Below are 21,885 nucleotides of genomic sequence, written 5' to 3'. Positions count from 1 at the left end.
AAACTTTACAATTGCAAACGATTCGCATTCGCATGAATAATCGTCACTTTAACCTACGCCAGAGAGTCAACGTCTAATGTCGCATCGGAACGCACAACGAAAAATCGGGCGACGTACGCCCGTGTCAGGGGCGGTAGAACGTCTTTTCATGGGGCTGGTCGCCGCAGCGGCGATGCAGGCAAGCGCGCTCGCGCAAAGTGCGACGGTGGATGACGATGTCCATTCCGCTCATTCGCCCATCTCCACCGACGCCACATCCGCCGGCAACACGCTGCCCGCCGTCGTCATCAAGGCGGCTACCACGCCAGGCGAACTGCCTGCTCCGTATGCAGGCGGACAGGTGGCGCGCGGCGGCAGCATCGGCGTGCTGGGCACGTCGAACGTAATGAACCAGCCGTTCAGCACGACCAATTACACCGAGCAGATGATCGAGGACACGCAGGCGCGCACGATTGGCGATCTGGTCATCAACAACGCGTCGGTGCGAACGGAGCAAAGCAGCGGCGGGTTCGGCGATGTCTTCCAGATTCGCGGCTTCGACGTACAGCCGACCGACGTTGCGCTGAACGGTTTGTATGGGATGGTTTCGGCCGCGCGCGTGCCGGTCAATCTGCTTGAGCGCGTGGAAGTGCTGCAAGGTCCGGGCTCGCTGATGTACGGCATGGGCCCCGGCGGCAGCGTCGGCGGCGCGATCAACATCGTGACCAAACGCGCGGACGATACGCCGCTCACCCGTCTAACGGCGCTCTATCAGTCCAGGGGACAATTCGGCCTTGAAGCGGATGTTGGCCGCCGCCTGGGTGACGAGGACCAGTGGGGTATCCGTTTCAATGGCCAGATCAAGGACGGACAGACGGGCATCGCGCACGGCAACCAGCTTCAGGGCAACAGTGCAATCGGGCTGGATTATCGCGGCAAGACATTGCGCTGGTCATTCGACGCGTACAACGTGTCGGAGAACACGGACGAGTTGCGCTCGCAGATCGGCTTCGGCACGGCGACCGCTGTACCGGCGGTTCCTTCGGCCTATAACAATCTTTATCCCGGCTCGAAGCTCAAGCTGCGCGATACGGCCGTCATGACGCGTGCCGAGTACGACGTCAATCAGTACGTGACTGTGTACGGCGCGGCGGGCGAGCACTACGGCACGTCGGCGCAAAATTTCCCGAGCGCGAGCAACATGACCGCCGCAGGGACGTTCGACGTCGCCAACGGTTACTACGACCAGTACACCCGCACGAAGACCGTGGATGCGGGTCTGCGCTTTCACTTCGATACCTTCGGCATCAAGCACACGCTGGTCACCGGCGTGACGAGCCTGAACCAGGAGGTCGGCTATTTCTACGCGCTGGGATCGGCGTCGGTGCCATCCAGTCTGTATGTGCCGACGTCGCTCCCGGCAGTCGACGTCGCGCGCGGCGACATGCAGCGCAGCAGCCAGACGCGGCTGAACAGCCAGCAGGTTATCGACACGATGTCCCTGTTCAACGATCGTCTGTTGATCACGGGCGGCTTCCGCCGGCAGACGATCGGACAGGACAATTACGATCCGACCACGGGTGCGCAGCAGAGCACGATCGACCAGCAGGCCATTTCGCCGCTCGCGGGCGTCGTCATCAAGCCGCTGTCGAATGTCTCGGTCTACGGCAACTTCACAACGGGTCTGTCCAACGGCGGTACGGCGCCGTTTGGTACGGCAAACGCCGGGCAGGCGTTCGCGCCGTACAAGTCAGACCAGTACGAAGCCGGCGTGAAGGCCGACTGGGGCCGCGTCATGACGTCCGTGTCCGTTTTCCAGATCTCGCAGCCCAACGGCGTCACTGATCCGGTGACGAACGTGTACGGGTACAACGGCAAAACGCGAGTGCGCGGTCTCGAACTGGCTGGCTACGGCGAGGTGTTCCGTGGCTTGCGTGTGATGGCAAGCGCCACCTTCTACGATCCCAAGGTATCGGGAACCGCCGGCGGCACGCAGGACGGCAACGAACCGGGGGGCGTGCCGAAGTTCGCCTTCAACCTCGGTGCGGACTACGATCTGCCCTGGGTGCAGGGCTTGAGCGTCAACGGACGAATCATCCACACGGGTGCACAGTATTACGATTCGAGCGACGCGTTGCGACTGCAGGCGTGGACCCGATACGACGTCGGGCTGCGTTATGGCATGCGGGTCGCGAGCAAGGACGTCGTGTTGCGTGCGAACGTGGAGAATCTGTTTGGCAGCCGTTACTGGATCCAGCAGGGCACGTACGTGACGAACGCTGCGCCGCGCACCGTGCTGCTTTCCGCGCAGATCGACTTCTGATTGGCTTTTGCGAGAAGCGGGTCTGCTGGCAAGCATTGAGAACCCGCCGCTAGCTAAGCTTTCGCGCGGAACCGCCGCGACGCATTCCTGACCCGCCAGCGTCGGCGTTTCCTCTGGAAGCGCCCGCGCGACCTCATCACGCTTGCGAGCGACCCCGGCAGACAACGTCCGGGCGTCCTCGCAAGTCGTCTACCTGTTTGCTATCGGTCATTTGACCGATAGCCCGACGGTACTTCACCTGCGATCCTTGCGTTCATTCGCTTTCCGTCTCATGAACAGAGAGATCGTCGTGACCAACGCAACCATCCACCCAGCATGGGTCCGCGTGTTTCACTGGATCAACGCGGTGGCCGTCATGCTCATGTGCATGAGCGGCTGGCAGGTGTACGAGGCCTCGCCCATTTTCAGCGCGATCCGCTTTCCTCCATCCATCACGCTCGGTGGCTGGCTAGGTGGCGCGCTTCTCTGGCACTTCGCCGTCATGTGGGTACTGGTTGCAAATCTTGTCGTGTATCTGGTTCTGGGGACGATCACCGGGCGGCTGCGTCGGACGCTCTTTCCGCTCACCCTGCGCGCTGTCGCAACCGACTTGTTCGCGGCGTTGCGCGGCAAGCTCAGCCACGCTGACCTTCGTGAGTACAACGCCGTGCAAAAACTCGCGTACCTCGCCGTCTTCGCCGACCTCGTGCTCGTGATCGTGTCCGGGCTGACAATCTGGAAACCCGTGCAGTTTGCGGCTTTGCGCGCGCTAATGGGCGGCTACGACAACGCGCGAATCGTCCACTTCGCCGCCATGAGCCTGCTGGCAGGCTTTTTCGCCATACATGTCGTGATGGTTGCGCTCGTGCCGAAATCCTTGATCACGATGATTCGGGGAAGATGACCATGACGTCGAATAAGGATAAGTGGGTGCCCGACTCGGCGTCCATCATCAAGGACGCACAGAAAGAATTGGGCTCGGCTTCGCGGCGGCTGTTCGGCAGGCGCATCCTGACGCTCGGTGGCCTGGCGCTTCTGTCTGGCTGCGATCCGACAAACGACCAATCGGTGAATGACCTCTTGCGCACCGTGTCCTCGTTCAATGACAGCGCGCAAGCGTTGCTGTTCGATCCGCGCCGGCTGGCGCCGACGTATCCTGAATCCATGATGACGCGGCCTTTCCCGTTCAACGCGTTTTACGACATCGATCAGGTGCCGGATATCGATGCGCAGACCTATCGACTGGAGCTGACCGGTCTCGTCAATGGCAAGCGCAGGTGGACGCTTGCCGAACTGAATGCATTGCCCAGGCGCAGTCAGGTTACACGGCACATCTGCATTGAAGGCTGGAGCGCGATCGGCAAGTGGGGCGGGGTGCGTTTTTCCGACTTCCTGTCGCTTGCGGGAGCGGACACCACGGCGAAGTATGTGGCACTTCGTTGCGCCGACAACTACTGGACGAGCATCGATATGCCGACGGCATTGCACCCGCAGACGCTTTTAACGCTTACCTACGACGACCAGACGTTGCCGGCGAAATACGGGTTCCCGATGAAACTGCGCATGCCGACTAAACTTGGCTACAAGAACCCGAAACATATCGTCGCCATCACCGTGACCAATCAATTTCCCGGCGGCTATTGGGAAAACCAGGGGTATAACTGGTTTGGCGGGTCATGACCGCCGGCCATCACGCGTTTTAATCTCATCCTAGCAACGGAGCATGTATGTTATTTCGAATCAGGCTTGCCGCTTCCCTCGTGACCCTCTCGCTTGCCAGCGCATCATTCGCACAATCTCCCGCGGCGAAACCCGAGCGCATTCGCGGCGACATCGTCTCGTTTTCTGCCAATACCTTGACCGTCCATCGCCGCAGCGGCGACACCGTCACCATTGCGTTGAGCGACGCGTCCAAAGTTAGCGCGTTGAAGGCGATCCAGCTTTCCGATATCAAGCAGGGATCCTACGTCGGCACGGCGGCCACACCCGGCCCCGACGGCAAACTGACGGCAAAGGAAGTGCTGGTGTTCCCTGATGCTGCGCGCGGCACGGGCGAAGGCCACTATGCATGGGACCTGGGCGCCAACAGTTCGATGACGAACGCGAATGTGGACACCGTTGTCGAGGGCACGAGCGGCCGCGATCTGAAACTTTCGTACAAGGGCGGCAACAACGTCGTCACGGTACCGGCGAATGTTCCGGTCGTGACCCTTGCGCCCGCCACGCGCGCCGATCTGCTCGCAGGCAAGAAGGTGTTTGTCGTCGCGGCTCCCGCGAGTGGCGGAACCTACAACGCACAGTTCGTCGTGGTCGAAAAGGACGGTGTGGTGCCGCCGATGTAATGAGCCCCTGCGTCGGTGCGCGAATCGGCGAGCATGGTATGACGCGCGAAAAGCCGTCAGAGCAAACCCAGCGCGGATGCTTTCAGGGTTGCCGCAGCGCGCGTCGTGCATTCGAGCTTGCGAAACACGTTTTCGACATGCGTGCGCACCGTGCTCGGGCTGAGCGTCAATTCACGTGCCGCTTCCTTGTTGCTGGCGCCGCGCGAAATCACGCGCAGCACGTCGATTTCGCGCGCCGTCAAGCGCGAACTCTGCACAGTGTGGCCGGCCGTCGTCCTGACGGTCGACGTCCCATCGGACAACAACGCATTCACCACATTGACGTTCAGTCGACCGCGTGAGGCCTCGTCACGCAAATGCTGGGCGGCTTCGGCGGCGGAGCGTGCCGCGCGCCACGGACGGTCCGAGCGCAACGCGACGAACATCACCGATGCCGCCAGCACGTTGGCCTCCAGGGTCAGCGACGGATCGCGCGTGCCTCGGAAATAGCCTGAACCGTCCGACCTCTCGTACGCGTATGACGCAAGTTCCGCCGCTTCTCCGAGAGCCCCGGCCTGCTTGCCGGCACGAGACGTCCAGTACGGCGCCAGTCTTACCCTTTCCCATGCGCTTTCAGGCAAGCGTTCGCTCATGTTCCAGATCTGGTTGGGCACGGATGCACGGCCAATTCCATGAATCAGCCCAGCGCGATAGACGCGCGCATGGGCCGACCTGTCCGCAGTGAGCCGCGCGCAGCATTGCGCCGCCGTTGCAGCGACCGCGCGCGAGAAGCCGGTCATCCACGGCAGCTTGAGATCGATGACGTCGGCGATCAACTCGGCGGTGGTGTCCAGTCGCATGTCAGGTGTCGTCAAAGCCGCGTCGAAATCGGCGGTGGACGCCTGTTCCAGTTCCGCCAACCAGCTTGTCGCGTGGCGCGCTGCTGTGTCGACCAGGTGCGCCGGATACCGCGCGTCGGCGCGTCGAGCGATCAGCTCGAACATCCGCTCGATGCCATAAATGCGGCTAAACGTTTCGATGTCGCCAGCGAGCGCGACGATGAGCACCGCTTGCGGCACGGTTTCGTGGGCGTGCTGAGTGGGCAGGCCGTGCCCGTCGAAAGTCTCGAAGATGCGCCGCAACGCTGACTGAGTCGCATCCGCCAGCCCCAACATCCGCGCCACCTCGCCGGAAACCTCGCAGTGAATCTGTGCGAGCGGAGCCAGCACCGCGCCGGCACCACCCAGTGCGTTGAGACGCTCCGCCCAGCCTGGACGGTCTTCTACCATCGCAATACGTATGGCAATGTCGTCGCCGAAAACATCGGCGAAACCGGCCGCGTTGGCCGTGCAACCCGACCAGCGTAGCAGCGACGTTTCGCGAACCGCGGCGTTTGTCACTGAATCCGCGCGGGATGCGTCGGCAAGACGTGCGGCGAGCCATGCGGTACGCAGCGAGTGGCCGGTGGGCTGCCCCATGCTTAGATCGCCGATAAAGGCGAGCGCTTTGACGGCATCGAATACGCGCACCGCCGAAAAGGCGACGTGGTCGTCGGTCATGGAAAGGAATGCAGGGATGCGGATCAAAAGGAACACCAACTATACGCCACCCGTTGGAACGTATCGGTCATCTGACCGATAGCCGCAAAGCTGGCCGGCTGCCATGATGTTTTCTCGATGCAGGCTTTCTGTTGCCGTGCAATTCGTGCGGTTCTTTCGGTAGATCGTCGCAGCAAAAGCTGGACGCATGATGCCTGGCGACGCGCACGGCCATATTCCAAAGGAGTTGAAATGAATACGTATCTTACGGACAGCCACCCTCGGGATGAGCAGTGGCTCAAGCGCTATTACTTCGCGCGCGCCGCTTTTTCTTTGGTGTGGGTTGCGCTTGCGTTCGCCGAAGGGCAGCACGTCATCGCGATCGGCGCTGCGCTGCTGATCATCTACCCCTTGTGGGACGCGTTGGCCAATTACGTCGACATGTCGCGTAGCGGTGGAATGCGTGAGAATCCGACTCAGGCTATCAATGTCTTTGCTAGCGCGGCTGTTGCGATTGCGGCGACTATCGTTCTGCATGTCAACGCCAGTATCGTGCTTGACGTATTCGGAGTCTGGGCGGTTCTGTCCGGAATGCTTCAGCTCGCCACTGCGATCCGTCGAAGAAAGCATGCTGGGGCGCAATGGGCAATGATTCTTAGCGGCGCCCAATCCGCGGTGGCGGGGATCCTGTTCATCGTGCAGGCCAGCGCGGCGACGCCGCCCGCGATTGTCAAAGTGGCGGGTTATGCAGCCGTTGGCGCAATCTATTTTCTGGTTTCGGCGTTGTGGCTCGCAGTCGGACAAATGCGGCGCAAGGTGGCTTCGACGTCTTGATGAGCGCCTATCCAGACACGCTCCGCGTTCGCGTCACGTTGCGCGGCTTGGTCGTGGTGATACTGATGCGACCACCGCTCTTGATGCCGGGCGGCGTCGCGCCCCGGCCTGGCACGGCCGGGAGGCCGAGCTTGCGAGAACCGCTCAGCGGCCAGCACGATAATCACCTTCCATCGCGATGCGTTTGATCTTTTTGGCCAGTGACCACTTGTGTACTTCGGTGGGACCATCATAGATACGGAACGCCCGCACTTCGCGGAACACCTGCTCGACGATCGAGTCACGAGAGACGCCAGACCCCCCCATAACCTGCACGCAACGATCGGCGACGCGGAACAGCGCGTCGGATACGGCGACCTTCGTCATCGAGCTTTCGGTTGTTCCGAGGCTACCCGAATCGAGAACGCCCGCACACCAGTCGATCATCAGCGCGGATTGCTGCAAATCGATCAGATTGTCGGCAAGCATGAATCCGACTCCTTCGTGATCGATGAGCCGTTTGCCAAATGCGTGCCGGCGCGTTGCGTAGGCCGCCGCAATCTCGTGTGCGCGCGTGACCGAGCCCAGCCAGCGCATGCAATGCGAGAGGCGCGCGGGAGAAAGGCGGATCTGCGCGTATTCGAATCCTTTGTGTACTTCGCCCAGCACGGCGCTTGCGGGCACGCGCAGCCCTTCGATCGCAATTCTCGAATGCCCTCCCGGCATCGAACTGTCGATGGTATCCAGCACCTTCACGATTCTGATGGCAGGGTTAGGGAGATTCACGAGAAACATACTCGCTTGCACCTGATCGCCGTCGTCGGTGCGTGCCATCACGATACCTACTTCGGCACCATCCGCACCGGTGATAAAGGTCTTCGTTCCGTCGATGACCCATTCGTCGCCAACGAGGCGTGCTGTCGTCTTGAGCATTGACGGATCGGAGCCGGCGCCTTCGTCTTCGGCGGGTTCCGTCATGAAGAAAGCGGAACGGGCGTGGCCCGAGAGCAACTTCGTGAGGAAACGTTGCTTCTGGTCCTCGGTTGCGACCTTGCCGAGCAGAAACATATTGCCTTCATCCGGCGCCATCGTATTGACGGCGACCGGACCGAGAGGGGACAGGCCGGAGCGCTTGAGCACGGCGGCCGTTTCAAGTTGTGTGAGATGCTCGCCGTCGGCAAGCACGTGGGGCGTCATCAAGCCGGCTTCGCGCGCGAGCGCACGCAGTTCGTCAACGAGATCGGCGGACGGTCCGTGGGATCCATTGCGCGGGTCGCGCTCGTAGGGCACGACGGTCTCACGGACGAATGCTTCGACGCGATCGGCGAGTTCCTGGCTTCTCGCGGTAGGACATGGGGTGAACATAGGAGATTCCCTGATTAGAGGCTGCTTGACGATATGACCGCCGTCCACCTGGAGGATACGTTTGACGAGCGACGCACCGGCGGTTTCTGCGTGCTGCAGCGGGTTCCACCTTTGCTACTGGATTGGCTCGACAGAGCGTTCGACGATTATATTGGACGAAATCGCTCGCAGCCCTCCGCCGGAGATCAGTCATCTTTGTGTGAAGGACTCGCGGGACGCTGCGAGTCGGTCCGCACCCTCTGTCGATGCAACGCGGACACTCGTTGGCGCTCGATCCTGCAGCTCGTTCGACGAACGGTCGTGGGCCGTTGAAATAGGCGGCTCAAGCGCTTCTGTTCCCGCAATTGCCCGCGTGAATACGAGCTACAGTGACAGTATTCGTAGCGAGGCAAATAACAATGAGCAGATATCAGACGGCCCTTCTGGAAATATTGGCAAGTGAGGGGTTCGAGGAATGCGTGTCGCCGGGGTTGGCGGTGTCATCCGAGAGCATTGCAAATGAAGTGACGCAGTTGTGCTCTGACATGCAGGCGCAACTATTGAGGCTGGTGCAGTTCCACGATTATCCCGACTTGATGCTGACGGCTGTGGACGAGTTGCTGGTCAACGCGGATGTCCTGCGCGTCCTTGCCGCAGCGCGGCTTAAGTTGGAGATGGCGGCGGCGGAAGATGGTTCACGTGTCTTCGCGGCGCCTGAAGGAACGGTCCTGCATTAGCCGAGCAGAGTCTGTCACGCTCATTCACCGGCGAGCCGCCCGATCTTGCGCCCGCTGATTGGCGCTCGACGATTCTGCGATTATCGATACGAAGGCAGTAAAAAGTGAAGGCAGTGCAAAGGCACTTGCGCGAAAGACGTGCGCTGAAAATGCTCATGCTGGCGGCCCTCTGGTTTTCTGCCTGTGCAATGGCAATTGGGGGGCGCGGCGGCGGGGAAGGGGGCGCAAGAGGGGGTGAAGGGTCGCGCTCAGGAAGTGAAGGCGGCTGGCGCTTTAGTGGTCGCGTCGGCGGAAGCGGCGATGGTGCCAGTCCTGGCATCACCCGTGATGGTTTTGGTAACCGTTTGCCCGGTGTGGTAACGGCAGACGAAGAAGGTGGGAAAGTTCGTGGCCACCAATACGATCCAGAGGGGATCGATCTCACTGAGAAGGCGTTGCATCCCCGCGATTATGCTGTCCTCTCAGGCGGACATCTTGTCAACTGGCAGTCGGCGACCGACGCGGGTGTGAGCGAGGCCAAAGCATTTCGGGCTGGCCACGTCAAAACGTTTGCAACGTTGATCTGTCTGGCGTTTCTGGCCATAGCCCTGTCCATGTTTATATATCGCTAAGTGGAGGGCGTCATGTTGAGCTGCCTGTCGAGAAATAGCTCTGGCGGTCCATGAAGCGAGACGTCGGCAGGCGAAGGGCGAGGCCAACATTCAGGTCGACATCCAGGACGACATCTAGGACGACATTCGCACCGTCCTTCGCCAGATCACCGCCCCCCTACAACGCCTCACTTCAACGCCGCCTGCGCATCCAGCAGGCCTTGCACCAACTGGGTCGATACGTAATGCGGACCGTCGAACAGATAGGTACGCAGTCCGCGATAGGCGAACAGTTGCGGCGCGAGTTCCGCCGCCGTCGCCGCTCTGAAACCACCGTTGCCGGCGGGACGGAATGCTTCAGCAATGATACGCACCCGCAGCTTGCCGAGCCGTGCCACCAGCGCGTCCGCATAGCGTCGCGCCGCGGCCGGACCCCGTGCATAAACACCGCAGCCGTCCTGAAAGAAGATGCCCACGTCGCGCGGCAGCCAACTGTCCAGCCATGCCGCGAGCGCGGCCCCGCCGATATTCGTGGTGTCGTACACGCTGATCCACAGCGGGCGCGGCAGTGCGTACAACAGCGGCCCGAGCGCCGCCGCGCCTTGCCACGTGGGATCCACCTCGACCGGAAAATAATAGCCTTCGATATTCATTGCCGGCCGTGCAGCCGTGAGCATGCGAGACTGCTCGATCAGATGCGCGGCTTGGGCCCGCGCGGTTGTCTCGTCGAAACGGCCGGCGAGACCGAGGATCACGTTGCGCGCCCACGGCTCGCGTCCAATGCGTTGCCAGTCAGGCGAGTGCGTGGCCGCCTGCAATCCGGCTGCCGCCTGCGGACCGCCGACCGGCAGATAAGACGTGTTGTCTACCGCGGACCACTGCACGAGCAGATCGGTCACGCCAAGCCTGTCCCAGTCGCCGTGCGGGTTGAGATGGTCCGCATCGAGTTGCCAGACGACACCTTTTGCGAGCACGCCGGCATCCGCCAAAGCGGACGACGAGAGCCCGCCCAGCAGCGCGGCGCCCGCACCTGCGGTGAGCAGCGTGCGCCGGCGCGGTGACTGAGGCAGGGTTGCATCCATCGACAGGGACGTCGGGTTACGCATAGTGTGTGGCCGCTGTAATTGGAGATGAACTTCACGATTGTCGTGCGGAATTCCACACGGTCGAAGCTGCCGGGACATCGCTCGCGCCGCGCCCGGTCCGCAAAAGACGCGAGCGCAATCAGTGCAGCGGAGATCGTCACAAACAGGATTACGGCAGCGCGAACGCAAATCTTGAATTGCGCCGCAGCGCACACCGGAAGTCGCGGCCAATGTCCTTTACGGCCTCGTCGACGCTGAGCTGGCGGGTTGATTGCCCTGGAACGCGTCGATGCGTTGATCCGTATGGGCACGCAGCACGCTTCGCGACTGCTGTTGCTCACGCAGCGCTTCGGTTGTATCGCCGGAACCATCAGGACGCCAGCCCGGCGGCAGGATCACATAGCAGATCGCCGTCCACACGCTGCGCGCCGATGCGACATCACGCACGAGGGTGCCCCAGTGCTCGAATTCGACGACGAGCGGATTGCGCGAGCGCGTCGGGGTGGTAAGGCCGTAGCGGCACGGCTCCTCGGCGCGCTCTTCGACATACGTACCGAACAGACGGTCGAACACCACGAGCACGCCGCCAAAATTCGCATCGAGATAGTCGACGTTCGACGCGTGGTGCACACGGTGCGCGGACGGCGTATTGAACACGTATTCGAGCCAGCCGAGCTTCGGTGTCCACGTGTTATGCAGCCAGAACTGATAAAGCAGATTGAAGCTCAGCGTCGCCAGCACGATTTCCGGTCGCACCCCGAACCAGACGAGGGGCGTAAAAAAGATCGCCGAGCCGGTCAGCTTGCCCGTCAGACCAAGCCGGTAGGCGGACGAGAGCGTCAACTGGTTCGGGGAATGATGAACGGCATGCGTCGCCCAGAAGAAGCGGATGCGGTGCGACGCCCGGTGATACCAGTAGTAGCAGAACTCCTGACCGATAAAGAGCAGGAAAAGCATCAGCGCGCTGTTCAGCGTGACAGTAAAGATCCGGTGATCCCAGGCGAGCGCGAAAATCGGTGCCGCGAGCGAAAGCGGCAGCAGTGCGAGCAGTTTGCGGCCGGCGACATCGGCGAGCGAAATCCATACTTCATACCAGTCGAAGGGCGCGGCGCTGCCGCGGGTTTTGCGTGCGAGGACCCACGCCTCGATCAGCGAAACGCCAATGACGAACAACGTGACGCACAGTGCGAGTTTTTCAGTAGTCAACATGATGGTCAGATTAGGTTAGGGAGAGGGACGCGTCGACTGACTGAAGCAAGGCCGCTAGCGCGTCGGGTGAAGCTAATGTAGTGGGCCGCCCGAGGAAAAACCACGCGGAAACTATGTCGCCGGATGTCACGGCATGCGGGCCGCGAGCGCCGCACGGCGGTGCGGGGCGGGCGTTCGCGCGATGCCGCGGCGGTGTAACACCGCGACATCTTTTGCAGGGCGATTATTTCGCGCGCTGCTCTTATAGTTCGTCCCGTTGCCGCGTTTTCATGCGGCTGACTCGAACCGGGAAGGACATCTTATGAAACTCGCCCACCTCACCGCAGCCGCTTCGCTGCTCATCGCCGTCAGCACCCCCGCCTTTGCCGGATGGTCGGGTCACGGCACCGCCTATACGCCGCATGGCACCTACAACGGCGCGCATTATGGTTCCTGCTCGGGCGGCAGCTGTGGACACGGCGGTGCCGTCGAGAATCCCTACGGCGGCATTGCGACCAACACCGGCACCGTCACCCGCACCGCACCCGGCCAGTTCTCCAATTCCGGCACGGCCACGGGCCCCAACGGACGCCAGGTGCAGCACTCGGGCGACACCAGTTGCGCCGACGGCACGTGCGGACACACCGGCAGCCTGACCGGCTCCAACGGTCATAGCGCGACGACGTCAGGCAGCGTGACGCGCGACGCGCCGGGGCAGTTTTCGTCCTCCGGCACGATCACCGCTGCAAACGGCAACACCACCACTCACTCGGCCTCGACGGACTGCGCCGGCTCCACCTGCTCGCGTTCTGGCACCGTAACTGGCGTCGATGGCGGCAGCGTCACGCATTCTGGCAGCGCGACCCGGGTGGCCCCCGGCGTGGTGACGACAAGCGGCGGCACGACCGTCGTCCATGGCGGAACGGTTACGACTGGAAGCGCGACGGTAGTGACAGGCGGCGCGACGGTCGCCGTGGGCGTGGCGCCGGTTGCGGTTGTGCCGGCACCGGCGCCTGTCGTCGTCGCACCGCCCGTTGTCGTCGCGCCGGCTCCGGTGCCCGCTCCGCCGGTCGTCTATGTGCCGCCGCCTGCGCCGAAGACGGTCTATGTCGCACCGCCGCCTGCGCCGAAAACGGTCTACGTCGCGCCGCCCCCGCCGCGTGTCGTGTTCGTCGCACCGCAGGCTCACGTTCTGTACGTTGCACCGCGTGCGGTTTATGTCGCGCCCGCGCCGCGCCCCCCTGTGCTGGTGCCGGGCCATTGGGTTGGCCGGGTATGGATTCCGGCGCACTGGGCGTGAGCCAAACATCCGATCAATGAATTAACCCCGCCGGCTTTTCGTGCCGGCAACTACGGAGTAGATGATGAAAAAGATGATTGCAATTCTGGTCTTGTGTATTGTGTCTGCAACGGCTTCGGCTCAGGAAGCGCTGCCGCCTGGCGAAGCCGGGCGCGGCGAGCGTGCGATGCAGCAATTGCAGGCGCGCTTTGCGAGCGCCAACACGACGCACGACGGCAAACTGACGCGCGAACAGGCGGCGGCGGGCATGCCGCTCGTCGCGCAGCACTTCGACGCGATCGATACCCAGCACCTCGGTTACGTCACGCTGCCGCGGATCGAGGAGCTGATGAAGCAACGGGCACTGGTACGCTGACATGCGAAGAGCGCAGGAGACGCGTGATGGAGCAGACGAACAGGATCATCGTGCTGGACGACGAAGCCGAGCTGCGCAACATGCTGCAACGGTTTCTCCGCAGCCACGGTTTTGACGTACGCGTCGTTGCCGACGGCAAGCAGCTCGACCGCTATCTGCAACGCGAGCCTTACGACGTGCTCGTGCTCGACCTGATGATGGAGCCGGAAGACGGGCTGACCGTATGCCGGCGACTGCGAGCCGAAGGACAGACGTTGCCCATTCTGATGCTGACTGCGAAAGGCGATCCGGTCGACCGCGTAGTCGGCCTCGAAACTGGCGCCGACGATTACCTCGCCAAGCCTTTCCTGCCGGATGAACTCGTCGCGCGAATCCGTGCGCTGCTGCGTCGCCAGAAAATGGCCGCGGGCGAACCGACCGTGACCTCGCAGACACTGCGCTTCGGCGAGTATCAGTTCGACGTCGGTCAGCAGACGCTGCGGCATCGCGGCGAGCCCGTCGAGGTGCACTCGGCGCAAATGCTGCTTCTGCATGCGCTCGGTTCGTCGCCGAATCGGCCGGTGAGCCGCGAGAACCTGCTTGCGCGGGCGCGCGGGCGCGATCACGACGCGCTCGATCGCAGCATCGACGTGCAGATCTTGCGGCTTCGCCAGATCGTCGAAGACGACCCGTCGAAGCCGCGCTTCATCAAGACCGTGTGGGGCGTCGGCTACATGCTCGTCGCGGGCATTGAATCGTGAGCGCGCCGCCGCGCTCCATGCGGCGCGCCACATGGCTGCCGCGTTCGCTGCTGGCGCGCAATATCGCGCTGCTGGTCGTGCTGGTCGCGCTGACGCAGGCGTGCTCGTTTTCTGTACTGCTGCATTTCGTGCAGCGTCCGCGAATCGAGCGCGCGGCCATTATTTTTTCCGAGTATGTGAAAACGCTCGACGGCGTACTGGCTTCCATGCCGCCGGCGGAAGGCCGCGCCGCGGTCGCGCGTCTGGGCGCGCCGGCGGCGCCGCCCGATCACCTCGACGTCGAGCCGCCACGCAGCGCGGTTCGCTTTTTTCGAACGTGGCAGCGCGATGTCTTTCTCGACGCACTGCGCCGTCATTTGCCGCCGGACATGCCGGTGCGCTGGCAGACCGGAGACGGCGAGCGGCTCTGGATTCGCGTGCACGTCGCCGGCGAGACCAGCTGGATCGCGCTGCCGATGACCGAAGATGCGCAGGCGAGCGGGATCGGCACGACGCTCGTGCTTTCCGTGGGCCTCGCGCTGCTCGCCGCGCTCACGGGCTATCTGATCCAGCTGCACATCAATCGCCCCTTGCAGGAGCTGGCGCGCGCCGCGCGGCTTGTCAGTGCGGGTGAAGCGCCCGTCGCGCTCCCGACCGACGGTCCAACTGAAATCGCTGAGGTCAGTAGCGCCTTTAACCAGATGACGCAGGCTTTGCGGGAGGCGGAAGCGACCCGCGCGCTGATGCTGGCGGGCGTGTCTCACGACATCCGCACGCCGCTCACCAAGCTGCGTCTTGCGATGGCGATGGCGATGGCGAGTCCGCGCGATACCGACGAACCACTCGCCGCTTCGGCGGAACGTTACCTCGATCAGATCGACACGATTCTTCAGCAGTTCATGGACTACGCCGGCAGCGGCGAGCGCGAGGCCGCGCAACCGGGAGACCTCAATGCGCTGATCAATCGCCTGGCCGCGGATTTTGCCGGGCTCGGACACGAATTCGAGCTGTCGCTCGGGGCCGTTCCGATGTTCGCGTACCGGCCGGTGAGCCTGATGCGACTGCTGATGAACCTGATGCAGAACGCGATCGTCTATGGACGCTCGGGTCTCGCCGTGCGGACGTGGACCGAAAACGATGTCGCGTGCGTTGCCGTGTGCGACCGTGGCGGCGGCATCACTGCCGACGACATGGAAAAACTCAAGACGCCGTTCGCTCGCGGCGCGAACGCACGAACCCACTCGGGCGGCACGGGTCTTGGCCTCGCGATTGTCGAGCGTATTGCGCGCCTGCACGGCGGCTCGTTGCAGTTTCGCGCGCGTGATGGCGGCGGCCTCGAAGCGCTCGTCGTCCTGCCGATAAACCGGCGCACCGCCTGACAACCGGGCGCCGCAGATGCTGGCGACATTGCGCGACATAATTCGCGGATAGCGTGCACAGGCGCTTGCTCTCATACTTACGTCTGCGTGTTGCGGCTCCTCTCTCACAGACAGGGGCAACCTCACGCAGACACGCTCTCCGATGGTTTGCGATCCGCTGGATCGAACAATTGTCGGCGACATTTCCCCCGACAATTTTCGGCACGGTGTGCCGGCGGCAGAATCGACATGCAAACCTCCTACATCCTGAACACATCATTCATTCGTCGTGCGAAATATTGTGCCGCTACGGCACTCGTGACGGCGTCGCTGCTTTTAAGCGGCGTTGCCTCGGCTGCTCCCGCCGTGACGGAAGCCAACGCCACGCTGCCCATTCGCGCGGACGTGATCTACGTATATTCGTTCGACGCGACGCCTGACCAGGTGAAGCTGGACAGCGGCATGGCATCGAAACTGAGCTCGGCGATGAGCGGCGAATCGTCCGCACAGCAGCAATACCAGACGGCGCTCACGGCCAGCGATCAGGTTGCTGATGAAATCGTGCGCGAGTTGCAATCAAAGGGACTGCACGCCGAGCGCGCCCAGGGTCCGGCACCGGCAGGGCAGAGCGCGCTGATCGTCGAAGGCAGCTTCAATAACCTTGACGAAGGCAAGCGCCGCCGTCGCATGCTGATCGGTTTCGGCGCGGGCAAGAGCGAAGTGGGTGCGTCGGTCAATATCCTGTACAAGCCTGCTGACGGAGCGCCGATACCGCTGCAAAGCTTCTCCGCCGACGCGAACAGTGGCCACATGCCGGGTATCGCGACGACGGCGGGAGTCGGCGCGGCGGCAGGCCGTGTTGCGACCACTGCGGCCACCGGCGCGTCGCTCCACGGCGTTTCCGAGGTGAAGCACAACGGCGTGAGCGCGGACGTGAAAAAACTGGGCGACTCGATTGCAAAGCAGATTGTCGAGACGTGCGTTGCAAACGGGTGGATGCCGGACACGCAGGCGCACTGATGCAGGTGGCGTCCGGCGACAGGCGAGCCGAGCAAAAATTGCTACCGGCTGCAATGAAAACGCGCGAATGATGAAAAACTCGCGCGATCACAAGCGGACGAGGCGGCCACGTTTTAGCCGGAGCCGTCTCGTTTCGTTGAAACGCTTGCGCGTGCAACGACTCGCGTTGCGGTGGTCAGTCAGCTCGGATTCGCGGGCGCTTTCTTTTTATGCTTCAGGTGAAACGTGCCCTTATGCGTGCTCTTGGGTACCGACGAGTTGTCGCCGCCGGCCGTCGGCGCGGCGGTCGCGGCGCCGTGAGCATTGCCGCCGCCTGCGCCACCGTTGCCGTTGCCACCTCCGCTCTGCGCGAAACAAACGCCAATCCCGCTGGACGCCAGCGCAACGAGCAGCACTGCTTTATGAACCTTCATAGAACCTCCTGGTTGAGTAATAAAGCCAACAAAGCCGTGAGCAACTAATCGTGCAACAAGGAATTCACAGCGGAGAGCCGGTCCAGACTACCTATGGCGGCCGCCACGCCCCCCCGGCCGTCAGGTCCGGCAATCAGAGCAATGGCGATAAACGGACAGTCATAGGGTTCTCTCCCCGAGTGCCGTGACGGAGCAACATCTGGGCCTGGGGTGGCATACGGGAGGATGGCACCTGGTTGTGTGGCCCGATATGTGTCTGGCCGCGAAGGCGTCAACCATAGGAAGGCTTCGATCCGGCGTGTCGAGATACACGCACGTAGCGGCAATGCCGCGGTCATTCACAATAGAAAAGGCGGCACGCGTGGCTCGGTCTTCGCCACGCGCAGCCGCCTTCTGCTCGTTACCCCTGCACACACGTAAACGAAGCTGCGCTGTTCACATCTCCCGCGCCGTTATAACTCGGCCACGACGGGTACTGGCAAAGCGGACGCGTGCGTCCCGGTACGCCCGCCGTATCCGTATCCACCTGATGCACCGGCGGGGTGCCGTGCTCGACCCAGTTTTCCAGCGCGGTTAGCGAGTCCCACGATGCGTTGAACTCGGTGCCCACGGCATGCTGCAAGCCCGGAATTTCATAGAAGCGCACGAACGAGGCCACGGCACGAAAACCCATCGTGAACAGCAGGCGCTGATAGTAGATTTCGGTTGCGCGCGTGCTGACGGTTTGATCGACTGTGCCGTGCGCCATCAGTAACTTGCCGCCCTGGCGCATGAACGGCGTGAGATTCGCATCGGTTGCGTCGAGCCCCGACAGCATGCTGATTCGTCCCGACCATCGTCCCGCGAGCGCCGGATTGAAGGTCAGCGAATTGAAATTCGCATTGTCCATCACCGTGTAGCGGACAAACTGATCGCTGATCTGTCCGTCGAACATTGCCGTGCTTTGCAGCGGAAAGGAAGGTTGCGTCGTACCGAGCGCCAGCGACGTGACCGTGGGTTCGAGCGGAGCATTGCTACCCACGCCAAGGTCCGCGCCGTACACGTTGTAGCCCGGATACTGCGTCTCGCCATTTTCGAGCGGATACGCAAACACGAGCGGCGTGTTCATCGTATTGAGGGCCGCAATCTGCGGGTCCGACAGACACGTATCGCCGCGCGACACGCCGCCCGCGCAGCGCAGGGGCTTGCCGTCGACGTTCGCTGTCGCCGGGTTGAACGTCGCGTTGCATGCCTGCACGTTGCTGATCAGGCCGTCCACCACACCGTCAAGACCATCGCAAGCTTGCATCACGGCCTTCAAAAGCAGCGCCCGTTGCGCAGTGTCGAGATACGCGCCGGGCGCGGCGAATCCCTCCGTCACGCGCAACTGTTGCAGACTCAACGTCGTGAAATCGTAAGCGGGATAGAAAGCGATGACGCCGTCCCAGTCCTGCGGCCAACGTTGCGCGACAGTCAGCGCCTCGCGTCCGCCTGTCGAGCCGCCCGCGAAATAGGCTTTGTATGGACGCGTGCCGTAGTGGGCTTCGATAACCCTGAGCGCCGCGTCGTGCGTTTTCTTCAGCGCTTCGCCCATGAAATTGCCGTACGCTTCGGCGTTGACCGAAAACGCGCCGCTGACTGCACCATTGGTCGCTTCGTGGCCGGAGTCGCTCGCGAACACCGCATAGCCGCGTGACAGAGGGCCTGGCAAATCGGCCGGTGCGCTTGGCACATTGCCGGTCACGGCGGGAATCGAACCGTCAAAACCGCCGCCGCCGAGCATCAGAATCTTGTGGTTCCACTGGTCCGGTAGCGCAACGTTGAACAGAATGTCTGGCGCGGATGGATCCACAGGGTGAATTGCGCCCGCCACAAGGCAGTATGAGCCGACTGCCGTTGCGCCACTACCACTGGCTGCCACCTGGGTGGTCGAGGTAATCACAGCGCCGGTGGTGGGCAGACCGATGTCGCGCGCCTTGATGGTCAGCCCGCTCAATTGCGGGCACGCCGTTCCGGATCGCGGCGGCGGTTTGTGCGGCCTGCATGCGGCGTCGCGGCACGAGTCGCCATCGGGGTCCGCATGTGCGCCGCCGCTCCACGTGAAGCACACGACTAACGCGCACAGTACGCCTAACCAAAGTGGCACACGCCCACGCGCGCGCCCGTATCCATTGCACGAATTCATTGCATTGTCTCCTTCCAGTGAGGCCTGGAGACGGTGCTGGACGTTGCGTCATCAGCCCCAATGCCGCAGCGCACATGTGACTCTTTTACCTGCGAGTTAATGCGCGGCTAGCGTGCGCCGCCTGACGACAAAGGCCAGCAACGCGCGCGACTACCGCCCGACACCGCACAGTCGAACCTGCCCATCCTGGCTTGCCACGCGCGCCTGCCGAACGTTCGCGACTGCCGTGACATTGCGAATTCCGTGTTGCGTGAACATGCATCGTATATGGCGGCAGCGGGCTCGGCCAATGAAATCTTTTGGTTCCGGAATGGAAAGAGGGTGAGACTGTGCGGGGCGCCTGCGCCGAGCGGGCGCGGCGTTGATACCGAGGAATCGGCGGGCTGCAGAAAGGGCGAATGAAGCTGCGGCAGAAATGTTCCATCGACAGCTGATCGTAATGAAATTTTGCTGCCTGACGCGAGTGGGCCGCCGCTTCACCTTGGTCTGTATTGATCGACGCGGTGTGTTCCGAGCGATCATGCGGATTAAACGCATTACCGCCGATGCCGAGTTCTGTCACCACGCGTCATGTTGTCCCCAATGCCTCGTTGACCGCATGGAAGAGCGTTTGCGGACCCACGGGTTTGCGTAGCACGATCGCGTTGCCGATTTCATCGAGTGCGAGCGTGTCCGCGTATCCGCTCACGAAAATAATCGGCAGCGTGGGCAGTTTCACGCGAGCAAGGCGTGCGACCTCGGCGCCGTTCAGCCCCGGCATGATGAAGTCGATGACAGCCAGCGCGGGCCGGATTTCCTCCATCAGTCGCAAGCCTGCCGCGCCGTCCTCCGCCTCCGTCACTTCGTAGCCGGCGCTGCGAAACATTTCTGCAAGCGCGATACGGACGTGCTCGTCATCGTCGATGACGAGCAGTGGACCCATGCCTGTCAAGTCCACCGTGGCCCGCGCGGCCGCCGGCACGGCCTTGCGCGCCGAGCTTTCGCGCGCTGCCGTAAGCGGCAATAGCAGATCGACGGTCGTTCCGCTTCCCGGCGTGCTGGCGATGTGCAGGTCGCCGCCACACTGTTTGACCACGCCGTAGACCTGAGCGAGGCCAAGACCCGTCCCTTTGCCGCGATCCTTCGTGGTAAAGAATGGATCGACAGCGCGGGCGATGACATCCGGAGTCATGCCCACTCCACTATCCCTTACCTGGATCGTTGCGAATTTCCGATCGTCGGCGGCTGACCCCGGTGGCCCGTCAATGAACGTGCAAATGTGAAAGTGTCCACCGTGAGGCATGGCGTCGCGTGCATTGAGGGCAAGGTTTAGAACAGCCAGCTGAACCTGGTCGGCGTCGGCCACGACCCATGCGCCGGGCGCGAGCAGTTCGAGCTCGATCGTCACCTTGGGGCCGAGTGCATTGCCGATCAGTTCGCGGGCGTCGCGCACGACCCGGTCCAGTTCAACCGGCTGCATGTCGAGCCTTTGAGTACGCGAGAAGGCAAGTAATTGAGCGGTCAGTCTCGCGCCGCGTTGTGTCACTTCGGCGGCATTGTTCACAAATGTGCGCGCCGGATGCGCGGAGTCGAGCCGGCTCTGACTCAGATGCAGATTGCTCGCTATCGCCATCAGCAGGTTGTTGAAGTCATGCGCAATGCCGCCGGTCAGTTGTCCTACCGCCTCGAGACGCTGCGCGCCGTACATCGCCGCTTCTGCATTCATCCGCTCGGTACTTTCGTGGTTGAGCGCGGCGGCCTGCTCTGCGAGCCGGATAGAAAGTTCATCGGCTGTCTGCTGTTTGAGGCGGTCGCTCGATTCGCGTTCGATGTCGAGTGCATCGAGCGTTTTGCCGTCGTGCAGAATCAACGCAATCAGCGGCGCAATGGTGATGACGACAAGAAGCGCCATTGCGACACCCGGCCCGAGCCTGCCTGCGTGCGTGGAGTGCAGCAGCACGCCACCGGCCACGGGCGGCAGCAGCGTGAACGCGAGTTGTCGTCGCGTGGCGCCGCCGCCTTTACGTGAAGATGCGATCATGCGAGCCCAGCCACGGTCCGCCTGACTGAAATGAGTGGCGAGCCCAAGCGCGAAGAGTGCCGCGGCCGTATGTGCTGCAATCGTGTTGAAGAGGAAAAGGGCGTACAGATCGCGCACCCCGTATGCATAACCGAGCAGCGCCGTGCCAGACAGCAGGACGGCGGCGCTGGCGAGCAGATCGGCCAGCAGATGCCGCCGAAAAATGCGCTGGTGCTGGGCGAGCGCGAGGAGTGAGATGGCGATTGCCGTGGCAATCGACGTGCGCCCGCTCTGTTCGGCCGGCATGCCGAAAACGGCGTGCGCGAGGGCGGGACTGATCATGTCGCGCCCATACGCCGCCTGGGAAGCCAGCGCAGCCATGGCGGCCCCAAGCGCCAGCCAGCACAGCCAGAAAGCCGGCCTGTCCTGCATGATCAGTGCAAGCGCGATACAACCGATTCCGCTGGCGGTCAGCACGGACATGCCCTGCAGCGCAGGCGCAAGCGTAATCAGCAATGGCAGGTGGGCCACATACCCGACGAAGACCATGGACACAATCAGCAGGACGACCGCAGCGAGAAGCTGCGCCGATCGGTTCATGATGCTGACGTAGGAAAGATTCATCGCGCCTTTGGTGACTACACAACGGAACCAGATCGT

Annotated in this window: 19 protein-coding genes; 12 read left to right on the top strand and 7 right to left on the bottom strand. The window is 62.5% G+C overall.

Annotation, left to right across the window (positions count from 1 at the left end):
- Window positions 1–148 precede the first annotated feature (148 nt).
- The 4 genes from AAGS40_RS29380 to AAGS40_RS29365 all read left to right on the top strand — a co-directional run bounded on the left by AAGS40_RS29380 (window position 149) and on the right by AAGS40_RS29365 (window position 4,623).
- Window positions 149–2,302, top strand: a complete 2,154-nt coding sequence (locus tag AAGS40_RS29380; RefSeq protein ID WP_345817064.1) for a TonB-dependent siderophore receptor — start codon at window positions 149–151, stop codon at window positions 2,300–2,302.
- Window positions 2,303–2,573: 271 nt separating this feature from the next.
- Complete coding sequence (locus tag AAGS40_RS29375; protein ID WP_345817063.1) at window positions 2,574–3,185, top strand: cytochrome b/b6 domain-containing protein; 612 nt, start codon at window positions 2,574–2,576, stop codon at window positions 3,183–3,185.
- A 2-nt stretch (window positions 3,186–3,187) separates the two neighbouring features.
- The gene (locus tag AAGS40_RS29370; protein ID WP_345817062.1) at window positions 3,188–3,961 is read left to right on the top strand and encodes a molybdopterin-dependent oxidoreductase; all 774 of its coding nucleotides are present in this window, start codon (window positions 3,188–3,190) and stop codon (window positions 3,959–3,961) included.
- Window positions 3,962–4,008: 47 nt separating this feature from the next.
- Entirely contained in the window at window positions 4,009–4,623 is a 615-nt protein-coding gene (locus AAGS40_RS29365; protein ID WP_345817061.1) for a hypothetical protein, read from the top strand.
- A 56-nt stretch (window positions 4,624–4,679) separates the two neighbouring features.
- Here AAGS40_RS29365 and AAGS40_RS29360 read toward each other — a convergent pair whose 3' ends face one another.
- On the bottom strand, window positions 4,680–6,161 hold the full coding sequence (locus AAGS40_RS29360) for an HD domain-containing phosphohydrolase (protein ID WP_345817060.1): 1,482 nt from the start codon (window positions 6,159–6,161) through the stop codon (window positions 4,680–4,682).
- A gap of 231 nt (window positions 6,162–6,392) precedes the next feature.
- Between AAGS40_RS29360 and AAGS40_RS29355 the strand changes: the two genes are divergently transcribed.
- Window positions 6,393–6,974, top strand: a complete 582-nt coding sequence (locus AAGS40_RS29355) for a DUF308 domain-containing protein (protein ID WP_345817638.1) — start codon at window positions 6,393–6,395, stop codon at window positions 6,972–6,974.
- Window positions 6,975–7,118: 144 nt separating this feature from the next.
- Here the strand turns inward: AAGS40_RS29355 and AAGS40_RS29350 are convergent, their stop codons facing one another.
- On the bottom strand, window positions 7,119–8,318 hold the full coding sequence (locus tag AAGS40_RS29350) for an acyl-CoA dehydrogenase family protein (protein ID WP_345817059.1): 1,200 nt from the start codon (window positions 8,316–8,318) through the stop codon (window positions 7,119–7,121).
- A gap of 398 nt (window positions 8,319–8,716) precedes the next feature.
- Between AAGS40_RS29350 and AAGS40_RS29345 the strand changes: the two genes are divergently transcribed.
- Both AAGS40_RS29345 and AAGS40_RS29340 read left to right on the top strand, forming a co-directional pair.
- Entirely contained in the window at window positions 8,717–9,034 is a 318-nt protein-coding gene (locus AAGS40_RS29345) for a hypothetical protein (protein ID WP_345817058.1), read from the top strand.
- Between the two features lie 104 nt (window positions 9,035–9,138).
- The gene (locus AAGS40_RS29340; protein ID WP_345817057.1) at window positions 9,139–9,645 is read left to right on the top strand and encodes a hypothetical protein; all 507 of its coding nucleotides are present in this window, start codon (window positions 9,139–9,141) and stop codon (window positions 9,643–9,645) included.
- Window positions 9,646–9,812: 167 nt separating this feature from the next.
- Here the strand turns inward: AAGS40_RS29340 and AAGS40_RS29335 are convergent, their stop codons facing one another.
- Window positions 9,813–10,706, bottom strand: a complete 894-nt coding sequence (locus AAGS40_RS29335) for a hypothetical protein (RefSeq protein WP_345817056.1) — start codon at window positions 10,704–10,706, stop codon at window positions 9,813–9,815.
- A 240-nt stretch (window positions 10,707–10,946) separates the two neighbouring features.
- Entirely contained in the window at window positions 10,947–11,918 is a 972-nt protein-coding gene (locus AAGS40_RS29330) for a sterol desaturase family protein (RefSeq protein ID WP_345817055.1), read from the bottom strand.
- A gap of 301 nt (window positions 11,919–12,219) precedes the next feature.
- Here AAGS40_RS29330 and AAGS40_RS29325 point away from each other — a divergent pair, with 301 nt between their 5' ends.
- The 5 genes from AAGS40_RS29325 to AAGS40_RS29305 all read left to right on the top strand — a co-directional run bounded on the left by AAGS40_RS29325 (window position 12,220) and on the right by AAGS40_RS29305 (window position 16,649).
- A complete protein-coding gene (locus tag AAGS40_RS29325) occupies window positions 12,220–13,197 on the top strand; it encodes a hypothetical protein (protein WP_345817054.1) in 978 nt (325 codons plus the stop codon).
- Window positions 13,198–13,261: 64 nt separating this feature from the next.
- Window positions 13,262–13,552, top strand: coding sequence for an EF-hand domain-containing protein (locus tag AAGS40_RS29320; RefSeq protein ID WP_345817637.1), 291 nt, complete (start codon window positions 13,262–13,264; stop codon window positions 13,550–13,552).
- Window positions 13,553–13,578: 26 nt separating this feature from the next.
- Window positions 13,579–14,292 carry a response regulator gene (locus AAGS40_RS29315; RefSeq protein WP_345817053.1) on the top strand — a complete coding sequence of 238 codons (714 nt, stop codon included), beginning with the start codon at window positions 13,579–13,581 and terminating at the stop codon, window positions 14,290–14,292.
- A 17-nt stretch (window positions 14,293–14,309) separates the two neighbouring features.
- Window positions 14,310–15,650 carry an ATP-binding protein gene (locus AAGS40_RS29310; protein ID WP_345817636.1) on the top strand — a complete coding sequence of 447 codons (1,341 nt, stop codon included), beginning with the start codon at window positions 14,310–14,312 and terminating at the stop codon, window positions 15,648–15,650.
- 228 nt (window positions 15,651–15,878) lie between these two features.
- Window positions 15,879–16,649 carry a DUF4410 domain-containing protein gene (locus AAGS40_RS29305; protein ID WP_345817052.1) on the top strand — a complete coding sequence of 257 codons (771 nt, stop codon included), beginning with the start codon at window positions 15,879–15,881 and terminating at the stop codon, window positions 16,647–16,649.
- Window positions 16,650–16,828: 179 nt separating this feature from the next.
- Here AAGS40_RS29305 and AAGS40_RS29300 read toward each other — a convergent pair whose 3' ends face one another.
- From AAGS40_RS29300 to AAGS40_RS29290, 3 genes are all read right to left on the bottom strand, one after another.
- Window positions 16,829–17,062: a hypothetical protein gene (locus AAGS40_RS29300; RefSeq protein WP_345817051.1), complete on the bottom strand. Its 234-nt coding sequence runs from the start codon at window positions 17,060–17,062 to the stop codon at window positions 16,829–16,831.
- 400 nt (window positions 17,063–17,462) lie between these two features.
- Window positions 17,463–19,037: a tannase/feruloyl esterase family alpha/beta hydrolase gene (locus tag AAGS40_RS29295; RefSeq protein WP_345817050.1), complete on the bottom strand. Its 1,575-nt coding sequence runs from the start codon at window positions 19,035–19,037 to the stop codon at window positions 17,463–17,465.
- 757 nt (window positions 19,038–19,794) lie between these two features.
- Window positions 19,795–21,849: an ATP-binding protein gene (locus tag AAGS40_RS29290; RefSeq protein WP_345817049.1), complete on the bottom strand. Its 2,055-nt coding sequence runs from the start codon at window positions 21,847–21,849 to the stop codon at window positions 19,795–19,797.
- Window positions 21,850–21,885 lie beyond the last annotated feature (36 nt).

The sequence above is a fragment of the Paraburkholderia sp. PREW-6R genome (assembly GCF_039621805.1).
Lineage (GTDB): Bacteria > Pseudomonadota > Gammaproteobacteria > Burkholderiales > Burkholderiaceae > Paraburkholderia.
This window is presented reverse-complemented; position numbering and strand designations above follow the sequence as displayed.

What these genes read in the sequence shown, in the direction of transcription:
- AAGS40_RS29290 (WP_345817049.1), bottom strand. Translation starts at nt 21,849, where the DNA reads ATGAATCTTTCCTACGTCAGCATCATGAACCGATCGGCGCAGCTTCTC.
- AAGS40_RS29380 (WP_345817064.1), top strand. Translation starts at nt 149, where the DNA reads ATGGGGCTGGTCGCCGCAGCGGCGATGCAGGCAAGCGCGCTCGCGCAA.
- AAGS40_RS29345 (WP_345817058.1), top strand. Translation starts at nt 8,717, where the DNA reads ATGAGCAGATATCAGACGGCCCTTCTGGAAATATTGGCAAGTGAGGGG.
- AAGS40_RS29315 (WP_345817053.1), top strand. Translation starts at nt 13,579, where the DNA reads ATGGAGCAGACGAACAGGATCATCGTGCTGGACGACGAAGCCGAGCTG.
- AAGS40_RS29330 (WP_345817055.1), bottom strand. Translation starts at nt 11,918, where the DNA reads ATGTTGACTACTGAAAAACTCGCACTGTGCGTCACGTTGTTCGTCATT.
- AAGS40_RS29325 (WP_345817054.1), top strand. Translation starts at nt 12,220, where the DNA reads ATGAAACTCGCCCACCTCACCGCAGCCGCTTCGCTGCTCATCGCCGTC.
- AAGS40_RS29300 (WP_345817051.1), bottom strand. Translation starts at nt 17,062, where the DNA reads ATGAAGGTTCATAAAGCAGTGCTGCTCGTTGCGCTGGCGTCCAGCGGG.
- AAGS40_RS29370 (WP_345817062.1), top strand. Translation starts at nt 3,188, where the DNA reads ATGACGTCGAATAAGGATAAGTGGGTGCCCGACTCGGCGTCCATCATC.
- AAGS40_RS29360 (WP_345817060.1), bottom strand. Translation starts at nt 6,161, where the DNA reads ATGACCGACGACCACGTCGCCTTTTCGGCGGTGCGCGTATTCGATGCC.
- AAGS40_RS29350 (WP_345817059.1), bottom strand. Translation starts at nt 8,318, where the DNA reads ATGTTCACCCCATGTCCTACCGCGAGAAGCCAGGAACTCGCCGATCGC.
- AAGS40_RS29310 (WP_345817636.1), top strand. Translation starts at nt 14,310, where the DNA reads ATGCGGCGCGCCACATGGCTGCCGCGTTCGCTGCTGGCGCGCAATATC.
- AAGS40_RS29305 (WP_345817052.1), top strand. Translation starts at nt 15,879, where the DNA reads ATGCAAACCTCCTACATCCTGAACACATCATTCATTCGTCGTGCGAAA.
- AAGS40_RS29335 (WP_345817056.1), bottom strand. Translation starts at nt 10,706, where the DNA reads ATGGATGCAACCCTGCCTCAGTCACCGCGCCGGCGCACGCTGCTCACC.
- AAGS40_RS29355 (WP_345817638.1), top strand. Translation starts at nt 6,393, where the DNA reads ATGAATACGTATCTTACGGACAGCCACCCTCGGGATGAGCAGTGGCTC.
- AAGS40_RS29365 (WP_345817061.1), top strand. Translation starts at nt 4,009, where the DNA reads ATGTTATTTCGAATCAGGCTTGCCGCTTCCCTCGTGACCCTCTCGCTT.
- AAGS40_RS29320 (WP_345817637.1), top strand. Translation starts at nt 13,262, where the DNA reads ATGAAAAAGATGATTGCAATTCTGGTCTTGTGTATTGTGTCTGCAACG.
- AAGS40_RS29375 (WP_345817063.1), top strand. Translation starts at nt 2,574, where the DNA reads ATGAACAGAGAGATCGTCGTGACCAACGCAACCATCCACCCAGCATGG.